Here is a 15,269-nt window from a genome sequence, read left to right on the forward strand (position 1 = left end):
CCATACCTAAGAAAAAAACTGCTGGCACAGCTTACGTCTGTGGAAAACCACTGATGTCCACCGGGGGATAGTTTTATCCACAGGCGCTAAATCCCTGATATCGCGCTGCTTGACGAATATTGTCCACAAGCGTAGACCGGGAGTCGCAAGAGCTGTCGATGACAGCACCCCAGGTGACCCGAACCTTAAAGGTCACGCCGCTCCTGCGGTGGTTCACCCGCAAGTACGATTCGCGTCCGGCAGCTCGTACGGTCACTACCCATGTGATGGATGCCAACTCAATATCGTTGCCCCTGCGGCAACCACCCTACACATCTGCTCAGCAGCAACCTATTCGCTTGGCCATTTCGCGTGCGCCAACCTGTGCCCGTCTCTTTCACTGGAAAGAGACGGGCGCTCCTGACACTGCTGCAGCCCTGATCGCACATGGCTCAGCGGCAATTCCCCTCGTGACAATTGACGTGACAAACGCCGATGTCACCAGCAACAGCCATGCAGATGATGGTGCCGCAGACCAGGGAATGGACTGCACCTGACTGACAGTCAGGCATGCCCCGGTCATCTTATCGCTGCGTTCACCCGGCTCAGGATCTCGCGGCACTGGTCTCGTCAGCCAATGCAGCCTCCACCCGCCCACCGGCAACGGTGCTCAGGGGGCCAGATCATGAGATGCCCTTGCTCCCGGTCGTAAGGAGCCGCCAGTCCCGCGTTAGAGGACATCCCCACAGGTCGCAGAGGCCTTGAACCCTGATAACACTCAGCACTCTTGGCGGGATGACGTGGGGCGAGGATCGGAGAGCGGACGATGAGGTAATCGACATGGCATTGGTGGGTAGGCGTGACGGCCGTAATTTTGGCTACGGCAGACAACTGAGCTACGCAGGGCCGCAGGCGCTGAAAGATATGTTCGGACGTGGCCACTACGGCTCGGTCAAGTCGCACTGTGGTCGGTGGCAGGCATTCGTCAAATGGTGCCGTTCCGAACAGGGGCCCGGTATCAATGATGCGCGGCAGATTGACCGAAAGGTGTTGGCCGACTATGCAGCGTATCTGCGCGACATGATTAGGCGCGGTGACGTCGCCGTAAGCACCGCACAAAACCGCCTATCCAGCGTTAACAGGACAATGGCAGCGCTTCGCGGTGATCAGTACGTGAAGTTGCCAAGTCCGAGCAAGGCGTTGGGTATGCAGCGCACTAGGGTTCGCCAGTCGGTGCCGCAGGGCCAAGACCGCGAACAGATTAAACAGATCGTCGATGCGCTTTGCCTCCATCATCAGCAACGGTCCGCCGCGATTGTTCTGTTGGCGCGAGCCACCGGCATGCGTTTGCGTGAGGCTATCTTGGCCGACCTGCCACGGCTAAGCCGTGAGGCTCGAGATATTGGCAAGGTTAACATCCAGGACGGCACTAAAGGCGGCCGTGCCGGCGCTTCAGCGCCCCGTTGGATTGCGGTGGACGAACATGTTCGAGGTGCCCTTGAGTTTGCACGGCAGGTGTCGCCTGCGGGTAGCCCCAATCTGATCGCCCTCGACGAAAGCTACGTGAGCGTTTTGCAACAAGTAATACGTCCCGCACGGGATGTCCTGCACACACATGACCTCAAAGGCTTCCATGAACTGCGAGCGGCTTACGCATGTGAGCGCTATGAGCAGATCACCCATCACCGAGCTCCTATCAACGGCGGTCGCTGCTACGAGAAAGATAGATACCTTGACGGTGATGCCCGAACGCAAATCAGTTATGAGCTGGGACATGGCCGGATCGATGTAGTCGCGGCCTATATAGGTGGCCGGCATGAGTAAGCCATTTGATATGGAGCTGTTCTTGGCTGGCGTGCTGGCAGGCTCGCACGCGAGCCGGAAACGCCATTTGCGCCAAGCAAAAATCATCCAGGCAGAAATCGCAGCTCGCTGGCAGCGAGAAACACCTTGGGCTTGGCAGAGAAAGCATCTGGCTTGGTTTCTGGAACACCACCTGAGCCAACGGAGTGAGGCGACACGGTATTACTACCTCCTGACAATCCGGCTTCTCGCTCAACATCTGCAAACGTCATGGGTTTTCAAGCCCTGAAGGGAACCTGACCCTAAGGAAACTCCGAACAAGTTGCTCATCAGCCGGAAATGGGCGGCTTGGGCACGCCGAAAAGCCCGATTTTCAGCCGCTGATTATTGGATAACCAAGGCAACGCCTTGATTATCTGCCCTCATGGGCGCACCTCTCCCGCAGCAGGCAATAATTGCCGGCGTACCATCCACAGATTCGACAGGGCAAACAGCGTGGTCAGTTGTGCCGTGTTCTTGGCCAAGCCACGGAAGCGGGTTTTCACATAGCCAAATTGGCGCTTGATCACACGGAATGGATGTTCGACCTTCGCTCGTGCCTGCGCTTTGACCTTCTCGATCTTGCGCCTGACTTTGTAGAGCACGCTGCGTTTGCTCAAGCGCTTGTAGGTGCTGCGACGGGCCGCAATCTGCCAGATCACCGGCCGCCCTTCATGCTCCGGCCGTTTCTCCACGCCGGTATAACCTGCATCGGCACAGATAACATTCTCATCGCCATGCAACAGGTGAGCGACCTCCGTTACATCAGCCACATTCGCCGCTGTGCCGTGGACGTGGTGCACCAGGCCCGACTCAGCATCGGCACCGATATGCGCCTTCATGCCGAAGAAAAACTGATTACCTTTCTTCGTCTGATGCATTTCAGGATCGCGTTTGCCTTCCTTGTTCTTGGTCGAACTGGGTGCGTGGATGATGGTGGCGTCGACGATAGTGCCCTGGCGCAACGACAGGCCCTTGTCTCGCAGGTAATTGTTGATGGTTTCCAAAATTCCCGCCGCCAACTGATGCTTCTCCAGCAGGTGCCGGAAATTCATGATCGTCGTGTCTTCGGGGATCGGAGCGCTGAGTGTCAGACGAGCAAACTGGCGCATCGAAGTAATCTCGTACAGCGCCTCTTCCATGGCTGGGTCGCTCAGCGAGAACCAGTTCTGCAGCAGGTGAATGCGCAGCATGGTTTCCAGTGGATACGGCTTGCGGCCACCGCCAGCCTTTGGGTAGTGAGGCTCGATCAACGCCACTAACCCACTCCACGGAACCACCTGTGAACCGCCCCGGGTATCGCGGAGGCTGTTTTGTTTGAGTCAGGCTGCAATTGGGCTTGTTGTCTGACTCTGTTCGTATAGTGCCTCAAACTCAGCCGGCGGCCTATTTCCAATCGGCTCCAGCAGGCGCTGATGGTTGAACCAAGCCACCCATTTCAGCGTTTCCCATTCCAAGCTTTCAACACTTTTCCATGGCCCTCGTTTGTGAATCAGCTCGGTCTTGTAAAGGCCATTGATGGTCTCTGCCATTGCGTTGTCGTAGCTGTCACCGGTATTGCCAACTGACGGCTCAATACCCGCTTCTCCCAGCCGTTCGCTGTAACGAATCGACAGATATTGCGAGCCTCTGTCGCTGTGGTGAACCAGTCGATGAGGCTCAGGCCGACGGGCGTGAAGGGCTTGTTCTAGTGCATCCAGAACAAACTCTGTACGCATGTGTCGGCTGACACGCCAGCCAACGATGAACCGTGAATAGACATCCACGATGAACGCGACATAGGCAAACCCCTGCCAGGTTGAAACGAACGTGAAGTCGGCGACCCAGAGCTGATTGGGGCGTTCAGCAGTGAACTGACGCTTGACCAGATCCCTGGGATTGGCATGGTCAGGATCCGCTTGTGTGGTTTTCACCGTTTTGCCCCGGGTCACGCCGCAAAGCCCCCTCTCACGCATCAACCGCTCCACTGTGCAGCGCGCTACTGCCTGATGTTCGCGATGCATCTGCCGCCAGATTTTCCTGGCCCCATAGACCTCGTAGTTTTCCTGCCAGACACGATGAATCTGTACGGCAAGTGCCTCGTCACGAATCGCTCGGGCAGAGCGCCGTGAGCGATCACGTAACCGTACAGCATGCCGCCGGTAAGCCGATGGAGACACTTGCAACACGCGGCACAGTGGCTCGACTCCAAAGCGCTGTCGATGCTCGTCGATCAGACGCCAGATCACTTCAAACGACGGTCGAGCTCCGCCTGGGCGAAAAAAGCGCTGGCGACCTTGAGGATCTCATTGGCTCGCTTGAGCTCACGAACCTCGCGCTCCAGCTCTTTGATCCGGGGATCAGCCGGGGCACTAGACGTTGCGGGGGAAGAGGCCTTGCGGATCCAGTTGCTCAAGGTCTGGGCTGTACATCCGATCTTGCTGGACACAGCCTCGATGGCTGCCCACTGAGAATCGTGCGACTCGCGGACTTCGTAGACCATCCGCACAGCACGCTCACGGACTTCGGGGGAAAATTCAGGTGGTTTTGGCATAGTGGCTCCAGTTTCTCAAAAGGTGGAGCCTCCGCGATACCCGGGGCGGTTCACCTGCTCCATCTCGGCCAGGAAACGCTCGCGACGGGTTTGCTTGCGCTTACCGGCGTACTCGAAATCGGAAAAGCTCATCTGACTCATGGGATGGAGGGCTTGTAGAGGGCAGTTGGACGGAAGGCTATTTCAGCACAGGTCAGATGGCCTGTGCTGACTTGATCGGAGAATCCCTAATGATCAAGATATACAACTATTGCTGCCCAAAGCAGACTGTCAGCCCAGTAAATAAATTTGTTTCTTTTTCCGCACACTATTATTTTTGGTTGGTCATGTGCGAACCCAAACCCCCAGCTTCTACAAGATACTCGGCATTGTTTCACCATTTTCTCGATATTGAATTTTCGCTGTACAGAACCTCTTCAGATCTTTATTAGAATTCGGAATTCTCACTATGTTTTTAGCTCTCCGTTGTAGCTTGCGATAAATCCAAGGCAAATACTGCTGCGTATTTTGAGAGAGCTACATTTCTATTTTTAATATGCATAACGATTAAGCGAGCGGATGGCAAAAGCGCAGCTTTGGGACCTCCAGCGAACGGGGTGAGCGGTAGTTTAGCGCATTGTTAGCGGCTTATGTGCCAGGATCTGAGTAAAAAATTTCAAACATAATGGATACTGCCTCCTTTGCAATGACTTCCAATTTTTCTCTTTCATCCCACTGCTGATCCACTGTTAGTGCTGGCGCATCGTGCTTGGCGTGTACCAAGCTGTTTCTTAATTTTCGTACGCTTTGCACTCGTTCGCCGAACCCTCTTTCCTCAAGAAGAACGTGCGATAGCTTTTTTGAAGAGTCTGGGTTCGTTTCTCTTATGTGAGCTTCAATTACGGCAAAGGAGATGACGATTACGCTAGCCCATGCGCCAGCGCAGAAACAGGCTTGAGTGTCACTTATTAGTGCGCACGCTTGTTCTCCGACAAGATAGCTGCCGAGTTCCTCATAGTGAAAGATATGACTTTCATACCATTCGCGCCGCGCTTCCCATACATCAGGTCTTGGAATTTCTAAGTGATCCATAGATAATCCGCTAACTATAAATAGACACCAACTTATGTATCATCCCAGGATGGTCGTGGCGTATGCGCACAGCGACAAATACTCAGATGAGGCTGGACAACACTTTACGCAATGCGCTGCCTGGAGCAATCTTCAAAAAAAACTGCGGCGGATTGAAGCGACCAACTTTCTGGCGAATAGAGTCTAAAGAAATCCCTCTCTCCAATACATTCACATTTTTCAAGCCGATAGCGGTCACCTGCTCTCTACCATCCGTATATCGATCAAAATCCTCTCTTGAAATGCAAATGTTTTGGCCATGCATACTCCAGATCTCCTCTGGAGTCGAACTTTCTATAAAATCTATTTGCGCATGTAGACCAATTTCCCCTACGGGAAGCGTCGTATAGATCCAAAGCCTAGAATCAACTGGTAGATTAATAGGCTTAACCCGCAGCTCCACAGTCTTCGCACCAGACTTTATATTTCTCACATGCTGAGGCTTAATAGATAGTAAAGCATCAATCATTATAGGCCTCTTTAATCAGAACCCTGAGCTTTTCAACGCCTATCCGCTCGGGCGAGACCAGATTGGCATTACTAATAAGGCCTAGCTCTTTTGCCCTTGAAAATGAAACTCGTCGATCAAACTCAATAAAATTATCAAACGTGAACACATGGATGTTGCCAGCGCCATCACTAATCTCGAGCAATTCTTGCTTCGAAAGCACACCTTGCCGATCAAACTTAACCGCCGCATCTTCAAGCTTTACGACACCTGAAAATGTAATTCTAGCAAAGCCTATAATCTCCTGAATACTCTTCGTTCCCGAGACGTAGAAAGCGATGATTCCGCCTCGTGAGAAAAAAGATTCTTTGACAGTTGACCTAAAATAAGCTTTCTCTAGTAAAAATAATTGCTGATTACTTGAAAGCAACGACAACTGATTTTTTACATTACCAATTAAACCGTTCGCAAAGTTTTCGCGTATAGGGACTATCACGCAATCCCTGTCAGCACTAATAATAAATCTCGGCCCAATAATAGTTTCAAAATCAAACCATGAAAAAACTTGAGATTCGTTATTTGAATCAGTGACAAATACCCCGGTATTCTGAAGCTCTTTTTTAACCGGAAGGTTTTCCGGAATACTCAACTCACACAGCTTTTTTATGGCCTTAGCGAAATCAGGCCATTTTTTACGATCCAAAAAGCTGTCACTTACTATTTTAACGAAATGATCAGCAGACTTGAAAAAGCCTTTCTTAGCCAGCGTATCTGACGTTAAAACCTGGTCATTGCCCATGTAAAAATCGATGCGATATGGAAATGCGCATTTATATCTCAATGCCATTTCAACGAAATGGTCAATTGCTGCAATTGACTGAGGAAGACTTTCATCCAAAAACAAAGCGGCTAAAGCATGCGAAGTTGACTTGACTGGATTTTGAAAAAAATATACCCCGAACAGTTCATCGTCCAACCTAGCCTCATATAAAACTGGTCCGTTGGTGGTCGGTGATATCGTGTCCAGTACCAAACGTACAGGTTCAGGGATGATGAAGCTTCTTAAAAAATCTTTCAGCTCTTCTGTCAAACTAGAGCTTGAAAATGAAAAGTCTGAGTTTAAGGGCTTATTAGTGTCTAATGTACCACCATCGGTGATCAGCTCATCCGGCGACAGTATCGCACATCCATATTTATATTTTATATTATTGCAAGCTCGCAGTAATGCTTTCTCACGCGTGATAAATCCATCTATCTTCGCAGATATACAATAAGCCAAGTGCCTAAGATCAGATTCGTCATTTGAAGCAGATTTTCCATGAATAGCTCGTGCTGGAAAAATTTCCTGCCTCAAAGCATCTGATATTTCCTGCAAGTCAGCATTGGCCTTTAGCTCCGGGAATGCTCCTGCCAGCCGTAAAACTGGATCGTCTGAGAACTTACTAGCTTGCCTTTCCAGCTCAGCTTTAAACTCTGGAGTTATACAGATGGAAAAACCGCCTTGAAATCCAACCTGCATTATCTTAACTATCTTCTCATAACCAGACCTGCCTTTGGATACGTCTAGTAGGAGGTTCAGATCCAATGCAAATGTCTGCTTCCTAAGCACAGGACCTATCGGTTTCACGCCCGTCGACTCCAAGGCCAACCCACCAAATAGATCATTATCTCGGACTGAGAAACCGCGTACATTTATTATCCGCTTTGTAGTTTCACCGCCTCTGATTTGTTTATGAACCTGAAACCCAAGCTTTTTCCAAAATTCGTTAGCCGGCAAATCTGAAGCAACTCTCGCAACTATCGAATGATATCCATTATCTCTAGCGAATTTTTTCAGCTCATCAATCAACCGCGATCCTAGCCTAAGCTTACGAACGGTATGACAAGAATAGATTTGAAATACCTTCACGCTTGGCATAGTACCGCCAAACATCAGGTAGCCTTTCAAATCCAACTGCGCATTAACCAAGATCCATAGCTGGCCTTTAGATGCCATCTGCTCATATACAGAATTAGCCAAAAACCCAAAAGAAGATTTATTATTGTCGGCAATTTTTGAAATCTGGCTGAGATAGGGAAATACTGCATCAAACTCTTTTAAAATAACGTAATCCATTACTAACCAATCTCTTCTTTGAATTTTTAGTGGTGGCGAAAATATCGTATCACAAAACAGAAAATTTCTCACGCACCTTCAGGCACAAGCCTATAAATTTTTAATCTCTGAGTTACTCACACCTACCTGCAGTACTTAAATATAGATTTATCCCAATGAAAACCGAGAACAAGCCACCTATCAGACTTTCGACCTTTATAGTCTCCAACCATGATGACTCTGAAAATTGAACAGCGAGCAATTCGAACTACAGCAAAGAGGAGTACCTCACAGCAAAGAGGAATACCTAAAGACAAGCAGCATAATTAAGAAGTTTCAACGCACCGTAAGCCACGCCATAGAATGGCGTATGAAACTTAAGGGTAGCCTTAGGGGTATAGCGAGACAATCGAAAAAATTAAGTCCTTTAAACACAATACTTTAAAGCGCCTTTCGACTCCTGGTGCCACAACATATCAAAAGCCCACACCGAGCAAGGGCTTTGACAATTCTAACCAACTTTATTTTTACCCACTTAATACTAACTATCAGTCAATTCAAGGAGACTTAGATAGAAATACCGTCTTCGCTTCATACTCATGAACTCTGTCCGCCACCATTTCCGCGAATCGCGCAGCTACGTGATCGTCACTATCTGCACATGCGTAAAGCGCATCAATTACCGCCATCCGCTCTTTAAGCTCCGCATCATCCTTGATCTCAACCTGACAAGCGGTCAACAACCAAGACATCGTCGCAATGTGCTCACCCAGCGCATCGAACATCGCTGAAATACTGCTGACGACAACGCGCTCATCGATGATTACGGGATTTTCAGTTTTCATGCATCACCTCTCAAAGAAATAGAAGGCTCAACCGCAGTTAGCCTACGTCAACCCCCTATACGCTCGACTGCTTTCCGATACACCTGCTCCCGCTCACGCTTATCCACAGCCACCACGAAGACGATCACTTCTTGATCGATCACCTGATAAACCAAGCGATATCCGCTACTGCGCAGCTTGATTTTGTAACAGTCGGGCAGGTTACGAAGGCGATTCGATTCAATCCTCGGATCCAGCAAAATAGCTGCAAGCTTCTTCTTGAACTGAACCCGTACGGTGTCGCCGAGCTTGTGCCACTCCTTCAGTGCCCTCGCATCGAATTCAAGGCTATAGGTCATCCAGGGAGACCTTCACTCGCTGCGGATCAGCAAGTCGCTCGCGCACTGTCGCCAGCAACGCTTCGTCATCTTCCGTCAGAAGCGCCGGCTTGAAGGGTAGCTGTCCGCGATCTGCCACATATTGCAATGCCTGGCGCATCAGTTCAGAAGGGGTGACGCCAAGTTTTTCCAACTCACGGTAGGCGCGCATCTTGAGATCGTCATCGATGCGAACGTTGATTGAGGCCATGACTCCACCTTATACGTAATGACAAACGTCTTTACAGTGACTTAAAGCGAGCTGATGAGCAACCCCGCTCGGGATTCTCCCGACAGGTAGCTATCCAATCTGGAAGCCCTGCCCAAAGGCCTCGGAACTTAATCAACCAAACCAATGGCTAAACCAGTAACAAACCGGCAACCCCCAAGCGAGCCCCCACCGTGAGCGAACCCCCAACCCTCCCCGCCGGCCTCCACTATGTCGACGACACCACCCCCGGCCTCACCCGCCGCAAGCTCCGTGGCAAATTCGCCTACTTCGACCCACAGGGCGACCGCATCCGTGACCCCGACGAAATCAAGCGCATCAACGCCTTGGCCATCCCCCCGGCCTACACCAGCGTATGGATCTGCCCCGACCCCAACGGCCATCTCCAGGCCACCGGCCGCGACGCCCGGGGTCGCAAGCAGTACCGTTATCACCCACGCTGGCGCGAGATCCGCGACGAGGACAAGTACGGTAGCCTGCTCGCTTTCGGCAAAGCCCTGCCCTCCCTGCGCGAAACCCTGCAACAGCACCTCGCCAAACCCGAACACAGTCGCGAAAAAGTCCTGGCCACCGTGATCTACCTTCTGGACGAAACCCTCATCCGCATCGGCAATGCCCGCTACGCCGAGCAGAACCGCTCCTACGGCCTCACCACCCTGCGCAACCGTCATGTCGATGTCAGTGGCAGCACCATCCGCTTCCACTTTCGCGGCAAGAGCGGCATCGAGCACGAAGTCAGCGTCAACGACCGTCGCCTCGCCCGCATCATCAAGCGCTGCCTGGAGCTACCCGGCCAGCAACTGTTCCAGTACCTGGACGAAAACGGCGAGCGCCACAGCGTCACGTCCAGCGATATCAACCGCTACCTGCAGGAACTGACCGGCGCCGAGTTCACCGCCAAGCACTACCGCACCTGGGCCGGCAGCGCCCTGGCCCTGACCCTGCTGCGGGAACTGGAATGGCAACCGGAAACCACGGCGAAGAAACATGTGGTGTCGATCATCAAGGAAGTCGCCAGCGAGCTGCGCAACACCCCGGCAGTTTGCCGCAAGTGCTACATCCATCCGGCGCTGATCGAGGCGTTCCATGCGGGGGAATTGGCTGGCCTGCGGATGGCGGCCGCGCGCAAGGGACTGCGGGATGAAGAAAGTTTGCTGATGCGTTTTCTGGAAAAGCTGGCTCAGGTCTGAAATCCCGGGGCTGCTTTGCAGCCCTTCGCGAGCAAGCTCGCTCCCACAGAGATCGCCTTTAAGCCCGGAAACCATCTTTATCAGTGATGGCCTCATCGCGGGCAACGCCCGCTCCCACAATGTCCGTGTCGAGACTGGATCTTGCGGACTAGCCGGGAATCCTGTGGGAGCGGACGTTGCCCGCGATGGCATCAGCACGGACACCACCTTTGCCAGCCACGACCTCATCGCTGGCAAGCCAGCTCCCACAGGGTCCGTGTCGTACCTAGTTACTCACTCCCACACGCCCCATCTCCATGCCATCGAGCACCGCATCCACCAACCCCTTCGCCATTTCCGCCGAGTACAGCGACGAGAAGAGCAGCCCGTTCTTAGGCACGTCTTCGGCAAATTCGGTGAGTTGCTGGAGGGTGTCGTAGAGCCCCTTGAGCAACAGGGACGTATGGACCAGGGCATCTTCCGCGTCGATTTCCGCGCGGACAGTGAACATGGGACTGTGACCGGCCTTGCAGTGCCCGAAGGCAACCATGGCCGTTTTGCCAACGAGGGCGGAGGGTGGATCTGGAACGATCTTGTTCATAGTGCAACTCCTTGCTTTTTTTCGCATGAAGCCATCACCGTTCCGCGACCAAACAGATTGGTGACGACTGTGTACAGGTTGGTCGACCGGGAAAAAGCAAAGCAAAACCCGGCAGGCACGAATGCCTCCCGCACACAGCCGCCATAGCACGCAGCCGACGCAACAGCGCCAGCAAGCATTGGAGGGTGTATCCGTTCGCAAGCTTTTATTCGGGCGACCAAACCCGATCGCCAAACCGCAGCGACCGCGAGAGCCTAACGTCCAACCCCGGATGAGGCAAGGAAACCCTGCCATCGGCATCAATCGCCGGGGATGTCACCGGGGAAGTCGCGAAGCTTGTTAGCGCGTTGCGCGGAGTGATTTGTCATTGTCCGTGAGCCGAATAGCTTTTCCTAATCGGTTCAATGGCATCAGTGCCAGCCAATACCAGGCCGTCGCCAAGGTGAGCAAGGCGACGGCAACGCGGCATCTGACGGATTTGCTGGAAAAACGTGTGCCAAGTGGCAGGCGCAGCACGCGCTACCAGATCGCTGCCCCCACGCAACTTTGATCCTGCTCATGTGCCCGCAAAAACCCCGTAATAACGACGAAACACCCAACTGAAGGTATGGCACAATGAAATCACAGGCCTCATTGTGCCTGTCCTTCATTTCTTATTCGTAAAAAGGATTTTCAATGCGTAACAGCATCAAGCTGCTGAGCACTGCCCTGGGCTTCGCCATCCTGACCGGTTGCGCCTCGGTACCCATGGGTTCCACCGAAGCAGACGCGCAACTCAAGGCCTTCGCCGCCCCGCCAGCCGACAAGTCCGGCCTGTACATCTACCGTGACAGCTTCGTCGGCCAGGCGCTGAAGAAGTCGCTGACCGTCGACGGCCAAGTGATCGGCGAAACCGCCAAGGGCGTGTACTTCCACCGCTTCCTGGCACCGGGCAAGCACGTGATCGGTACCGAGTCCGAGTTCAGCGACAACACCCTGACCCTGGTCACCGAGCCGGGCAAGAACTACTACCTGCGCCAGTACATCAAGATGGGTGCCTTCGTGGGTGGCGCGAACCTGGAGCAGATCTCCGAAGCCCAGGCCCAGCGTGACCTGAAGGACTGCTGCAAGCTGGCGGCTTCGAAGTAAGTTCTTCGCTGCAGTGTGATCAGCTTTCGGAAGGCGGCCGCTGGCGGCCTTTCGAAAGTCTTTCCGATACAGAGCGCACTCAAGTACCTCAGCGCTCCCCGCCCAACACCTCACACCCCTTCTTCGTCAACCTGAGCTGCCGATACTTCGCGATCTCCAGCCCATCCAGCAGTTCCATGCACGCCTGGGGCTCATTCAACGGCAACGTCTTCAACTGCTCGAAATCCCGCTCCCACCAGCGACTCGCCAGCAACCGCTCGATCATGTCCTCGGAATAGCGGTAGCGAATGACCTTCGCCGGTACCCCGGCGACGATGGCGTAGGGCGGTACGTCCTGAGTCACCAGCGCACGGGTGGCGATCACGGCGCCGGTGCCGATGTGCACGCCTTCGAGGATCAGCGCCTCATGGCCGATCCAGACGTCGTGGCCAATGGTGGCCATGTCGATAGGCGCGTCGTATTCCCAGTCGGTGTCGGTGTATTGGAACGGGTGGGTGCTGAGCCAGTCGGTGGGGTGATTGCGCTTTTCCTGGCCGAGCACCACGCCATTGCCGATGGAGCAGTAGCGGCCGATACGGCTGACGAACTGCAGCTTGGTGTCACCCCGCAGGTAGCTGTGGGCGCCGATGGAGAGGTCGTGGCAAACGACCTCCACGCTGCCCATGCGCACGTCCTCCTCGACGGTGAGGACGGACTTGCGGTGGAATTTGCTCAAGCGGCTGCCGAGCTTGCAGCCGTTGCGGCGAATCCAGCGGTTCCAGTACCAGTCAGTTAGGGCCATCCATTACTCCAGCGCCGTTACGAAGCCCTTGAGCCTAGCTGCAAGGGCCGGGAATGGTAGCGGCAACTGACCCTCGACAGCCAGCTTTCCAGCCAGGAATCCCAGGCCGCGCCGTCCGTGGTAATGGAGCTTTCATCGAGCATATCCTGCAGCGACGCCTGCAACGCAGTGCCGAAGCGATCCTGCAAAGCGAGAGGAAGATCACCCCTATCGCGCTGAGCTGGGGGGTTCAAGGAACTGAGCCATTTTCCCGGGCGTTCAAGAGTGAATTCGGTGTTTCGCCGAGGAGGTATCGGGAACAGCGAAGCTGACGGCCCCTCCCGATGTCGCGTAAACGTGACAAACACCTTGGAAAGTCACGTTTACGTGACACGCGGCATAGCGCTTCACAACCCCCTCCCCGATAAAACACTTTTACCAAATCCCCGGTTTTTCCCCCGCTCTCCTTCCCCCATCCTTGCGCCGATGTACAGCCCCACGGAAACCCCATGAAAGCGTCGCTCCCAAGCCGTTACGCCTGCCTGGCCGGCTGCCTGGTCTTCACTGTCGCCAGCCTGCCCTTTCTGCCGGCCCACGCCTGGCTCTGGCCCTTGACCCTGGTCACTGCGGCGCTGAGCCTGGTGGGCCTGAACGACCTGCGCCAGACCCACCACAGCGTGCGGCGCAACTACCCGATCCTCGGCAACCTGCGCTACCTGATCGAAACCATCCGCCCGGAAATCCGCCAGTACCTGATCGAGGGCGACGACGAGCAACTGCCCTTCTCCCGCTCCCAGCGCTCGCTGGTCTATGCCCGGGCCAAGAACGAGAGCGCAGAGAAGGCCTTCGGCACACTGAAGGACGCCTATCGCCCCGGCTTCGAGTTCATCGGCCATTCCATGCTGCCCGTGGCGACCCCGGACCCGGCTTCGTTCCGCATCGCCATCGGCGGGCCGCAGTGCCGGCAGCCGTACTCGGCGTCGATCTTCAATATCTCGGCCATGAGCTTCGGCGCCCTCAGCGCCAATGCCATCGCCGCGTTGAACAAAGGCGCGCGGCTCGGGCGCTTCGCCCACGATACCGGCGAGGGCAGCATCAGCCCCTACCACCGCGAACACGGCGGCGACCTGATCTGGGAAATCGGCAGCGGCTATTTCGGTTGCCGCACCGCCGACGGCCGCTTCGATCCGCAGCGCTTCGCCGAACAAGCCCGCGATCCGCAGGTGAAGATGATCGAGATCAAGCTGAGTCAGGGCGCCAAGCCAGGGCACGGCGGGATCCTGCCGGGGCACAAGGTCAGCACGGAAATCGCCGCGACCCGTGGCGTGATGGTCGGCGAGGACTGCATCTCACCGGCGGCGCACACGGCCTTCTCCACGCCGATCGGCCTACTGGAATTCGTCGCACAGCTACGCGAGTTGTCCGGTGGCAAGCCGGTGGGTTTCAAGTTCTGTCTCGGTCATCCGTGGGAGTTCATGGGCATCGCCAAGGCCATGCTGGCCACCGGCATTACCCCGGACTTCATCGTCGTCGATGGCAAGGAAGGTGGCACCGGCGCAGCGCCAAGGGAGTTCAGCGACAACATCGGCGTACCGATGCGCGAAGGCCTGATGTTCGTCCACAACACCCTGATCGGCCTCAACCTGCGCGACAAGGTACGCATTGGCGCGGCGGGCAAGATCGTCAGTGCATTCGATATCGCTAGCGTGCTGGCCATCGGCGCCGACTGGGTCAACTCGGCCCGGGGCTTCATGTTCGCCATCGGCTGCATCCAGTCGCAGAGCTGCCACACCAACGCGTGCCCGACCGGCGTCGCCACCCAGGACCCGCTGCGCCAGCGCGCCCTGGTGGTGCCGGAGAAGGCCGAGCGGGTGCACAGCTTCCACCGCAACACCCTGCATGCGCTGGCGGAAATGCTCGCGGCAGCCGGGCTGGAGCACCCTGGGGAACTGAAGCCGAAGCACCTGGTGCGGCGCATCAGCCCGAGCGAGATCCGCCTGTTGTCCCAGGTGCATCTGTTCCTCAAGCCGGGGGAATTGCTCAGTGGCTCGATCGACAGCGAGTTCTATGCGCGGATGTGGCGGATGGCGCGTAGCGACAGCTTTGCGCCGGAGACAGGGGAGCGAGTAGTGATACGGCAGGAAGAAATGGAAGTCGCCTGAAAACGAAAAAGG

Annotated in this window: 16 protein-coding genes, 2 pseudogenes and 1 other annotated feature; of the genes and pseudogenes, 8 read left to right on the forward strand and 10 right to left on the reverse strand. The window is 54.7% G+C overall.

Annotation, left to right across the window (positions count from 1 at the left end; genetic code table 11):
* Positions 1–158: 158 nt before the first annotated feature.
* From AC5QPF_RS30105 to AC5QPF_RS30115, 3 genes are all read left to right on the forward strand, one after another.
* Positions 159–536: a hypothetical protein gene (locus tag AC5QPF_RS30105; RefSeq protein ID WP_494961209.1), complete on the forward strand. Its 378-nt coding sequence runs from the start codon at positions 159–161 to the stop codon at positions 534–536.
* A 283-nt stretch (positions 537–819) separates the two neighbouring features.
* On the forward strand, positions 820–1,803 hold the full coding sequence (locus AC5QPF_RS30110) for an integrase domain-containing protein (RefSeq protein ID WP_494961210.1): 984 nt from the start codon (positions 820–822) through the stop codon (positions 1,801–1,803).
* Complete coding sequence (locus tag AC5QPF_RS30115) at positions 1,796–2,071, forward strand: hypothetical protein (protein ID WP_494961211.1); 276 nt, start codon at positions 1,796–1,798, stop codon at positions 2,069–2,071. Before AC5QPF_RS30110 ends, AC5QPF_RS30115 begins: the two co-directional genes overlap by 8 nt.
* A gap of 133 nt (positions 2,072–2,204) precedes the next feature.
* On the opposite strand, the pseudogene AC5QPF_RS30120 reads toward AC5QPF_RS30115, so the two are convergent.
* The 8 genes and pseudogenes from AC5QPF_RS30120 to AC5QPF_RS30155 form a co-directional block, all read right to left on the reverse strand.
* Positions 2,205–3,104, reverse strand: a pseudogene (locus AC5QPF_RS30120) (IS5 family transposase); the annotation flags it as partial.
* 39 nt (positions 3,105–3,143) lie between these two features.
* Positions 3,144–4,354, reverse strand: a protein-coding gene (locus AC5QPF_RS30125; protein ID WP_494961212.1) for an IS3 family transposase whose coding sequence is annotated in 2 segments (ribosomal slippage) — positions 3,144–4,087 and positions 4,087–4,354 — 1,212 coding nt in all. Because the reading frame shifts where the segments join, the coding sequence is not laid out codon by codon here.
* Positions 3,972–4,088, reverse strand: a sequence feature (AL1L pseudoknot). (Overlaps the previous gene by 117 nt.)
* A 627-nt stretch (positions 4,355–4,981) precedes the next feature.
* A complete protein-coding gene (locus AC5QPF_RS30130; protein WP_494961213.1) occupies positions 4,982–5,425 on the reverse strand; it encodes a hypothetical protein in 444 nt (147 codons plus the stop codon).
* Positions 5,426–5,507: 82 nt separating this feature from the next.
* Entirely contained in the window at positions 5,508–5,933 is a 426-nt protein-coding gene (locus AC5QPF_RS30135; RefSeq protein WP_494961214.1) for an ASCH domain-containing protein, read from the reverse strand.
* Entirely contained in the window at positions 5,926–8,028 is a 2,103-nt protein-coding gene (locus AC5QPF_RS30140) for a GNAT family N-acetyltransferase (RefSeq protein ID WP_494961215.1), read from the reverse strand. The genes AC5QPF_RS30135 and AC5QPF_RS30140 overlap by 8 nt, the downstream gene beginning before the upstream one ends.
* Before the next feature lie 536 nt (positions 8,029–8,564).
* Positions 8,565–8,852 (reverse strand): hypothetical protein, encoded by a 288-nt coding sequence (locus tag AC5QPF_RS30145; protein ID WP_494961216.1) that lies wholly within the window; start codon positions 8,850–8,852, stop codon positions 8,565–8,567.
* A 47-nt stretch (positions 8,853–8,899) separates the two neighbouring features.
* Entirely contained in the window at positions 8,900–9,190 is a 291-nt protein-coding gene (locus tag AC5QPF_RS30150) for a type II toxin-antitoxin system mRNA interferase toxin, RelE/StbE family (RefSeq protein WP_494961217.1), read from the reverse strand.
* Entirely contained in the window at positions 9,180–9,419 is a 240-nt protein-coding gene (locus AC5QPF_RS30155) for a type II toxin-antitoxin system RelB/DinJ family antitoxin (protein ID WP_494961218.1), read from the reverse strand. Before AC5QPF_RS30155 ends, AC5QPF_RS30150 begins: the two co-directional genes overlap by 11 nt.
* 191 nt (positions 9,420–9,610) lie before the next feature.
* Between AC5QPF_RS30155 and AC5QPF_RS30160 the strand changes: the two genes are divergently transcribed.
* The gene (locus AC5QPF_RS30160; RefSeq protein ID WP_494961219.1) at positions 9,611–10,627 is read left to right on the forward strand and encodes a DNA topoisomerase IB-related protein; all 1,017 of its coding nucleotides are present in this window, start codon (positions 9,611–9,613) and stop codon (positions 10,625–10,627) included.
* Between the two features lie 265 nt (positions 10,628–10,892).
* Here AC5QPF_RS30160 and AC5QPF_RS30165 read toward each other — a convergent pair whose 3' ends face one another.
* A complete protein-coding gene (locus AC5QPF_RS30165; protein WP_494961220.1) occupies positions 10,893–11,207 on the reverse strand; it encodes a DUF3077 domain-containing protein in 315 nt (104 codons plus the stop codon).
* 406 nt (positions 11,208–11,613) lie between these two features.
* On the opposite strand from AC5QPF_RS30165, the pseudogene AC5QPF_RS30170 reads away from it, so the two are divergent.
* Positions 11,614–11,757, forward strand: a pseudogene (locus tag AC5QPF_RS30170) (DUF4172 domain-containing protein); the annotation flags it as partial.
* Between the two features lie 125 nt (positions 11,758–11,882).
* Complete coding sequence (locus tag AC5QPF_RS30175; RefSeq protein ID WP_494961221.1) at positions 11,883–12,335, forward strand: DUF2846 domain-containing protein; 453 nt, start codon at positions 11,883–11,885, stop codon at positions 12,333–12,335.
* Between the two features lie 88 nt (positions 12,336–12,423).
* Here the strand turns inward: AC5QPF_RS30175 and AC5QPF_RS30180 are convergent, their stop codons facing one another.
* The gene (locus AC5QPF_RS30180; protein WP_494961222.1) at positions 12,424–13,116 is read right to left on the reverse strand and encodes a DapH/DapD/GlmU-related protein; all 693 of its coding nucleotides are present in this window, start codon (positions 13,114–13,116) and stop codon (positions 12,424–12,426) included.
* 53 nt (positions 13,117–13,169) lie between these two features.
* Between AC5QPF_RS30180 and AC5QPF_RS30185 the strand changes: the two genes are divergently transcribed.
* Together AC5QPF_RS30185 and AC5QPF_RS30190 are read left to right on the forward strand one after the other, a co-directional pair.
* Complete coding sequence (locus AC5QPF_RS30185) at positions 13,170–13,427, forward strand: helix-turn-helix domain-containing protein (RefSeq protein ID WP_494961223.1); 258 nt, start codon at positions 13,170–13,172, stop codon at positions 13,425–13,427.
* A gap of 177 nt (positions 13,428–13,604) precedes the next feature.
* The gene (locus AC5QPF_RS30190; protein ID WP_494961224.1) at positions 13,605–15,257 is read left to right on the forward strand and encodes a glutamate synthase-related protein; all 1,653 of its coding nucleotides are present in this window, start codon (positions 13,605–13,607) and stop codon (positions 15,255–15,257) included.
* The last annotated feature ends 12 nt before the right edge of the window (positions 15,258–15,269 follow it).

Source organism: Pseudomonas sp. Con_6, from assembly GCF_059379395.1.